We start from the raw sequence: 412 nt of genomic DNA, 5'->3' as shown, positions 1-412 counted from the left end.
CCCTAGCGCAAGCAGGTTGATGGCTGTTTCACGGGCATTTTCCTGCCGACCCCTCTGCAAGCCGATTTCCTCGCCTTCCTGTCTCCCTTCCTGCCGCCCCTTCTGCAAGCCGACCGCCTCGCCCTTCTGGCGCTCCTTTTCTGCCCAAGTCTGAAGATTTTCCGCCAGCATCGCATTGTCCTCCACCAAACTGTTGACCTGTTCCAGCGCCTTCTCTGCCTCGGTACCCAGCCGTCTGAGGTGCCGCTTGAGCCAGCGGGTAATCACCTCGTCCAGGCGCGCCTTCTCCGGGTGTGCCCGGATGCGCGCCGCCAAGCGCTGCACGGCCTCCTGCAAGGCATCCACATCCTTCGACGCCTTCTCTACCTCGAAAATCCCACTCAGTGGCGTATCCCGCTGTGCCAGTTCCTCC

Annotated in this window: 1 protein-coding gene; it reads right to left on the bottom strand. The window is 62.1% G+C overall.

Annotated elements, in window-relative coordinates:
- Positions 1 to 412 (bottom strand): RpnC/YadD family protein (locus tag LPW30_RS15940; protein WP_476588339.1); only part of this gene is annotated, 412 nt, incomplete at both ends.

It is taken from the genome of Ectothiorhodospira variabilis (genome assembly GCF_022227625.1).
Classification (GTDB): Bacteria; Pseudomonadota; Gammaproteobacteria; order Ectothiorhodospirales; family Ectothiorhodospiraceae; genus Ectothiorhodospira; species Ectothiorhodospira haloalkaliphila.
This window is presented reverse-complemented; position numbering and strand designations above follow the sequence as displayed.